Annotated in this window: 1 protein-coding gene; it reads right to left on the bottom strand. The window is 37.1% G+C overall.

Features of this window, described 5'->3' with window-relative positions; all coding sequences use genetic code 11:
• Nucleotides 1-46: 46 nt before the first annotated feature.
• On the bottom strand, nucleotides 47-278 hold a 232-nt coding region (locus tag AC3II9_RS21735), incomplete at its 5' end, for a hypothetical protein (RefSeq protein ID WP_489158763.1).

The raw sequence follows: 278 nt of genomic DNA, 5'->3' as shown, positions 1-278 counted from the left end.
GCTGTTGAAGGTTGCGAGATTTGGCTTGTTGTTTCAAAGAATGAACCTAAAAATCTGAAGAATTAAAATAGTGAGAAGTAAATTCGGTATGTTTCGAAGTACGCTCCCATACTTCAAGGAAATCGGCTTGCTGTGGCATAGTCTGTAAATATTCAATACTCGAACTGATCCAATGGTTATGCTCATCTGCATTTAATTGGCCTTTTAGTACTAACCAACGCAAATAAATAAACCATGTATTGAGCACATCCCCTTCACAATAGCTCGTCAATTTTAAC

It is taken from the genome of Lysinibacillus sp. RU7 (assembly GCF_057837305.1).
The sequence above is the reverse complement of the archived record's forward strand: the minus strand, read 5'-3'. Positions and strand labels throughout refer to the sequence as shown.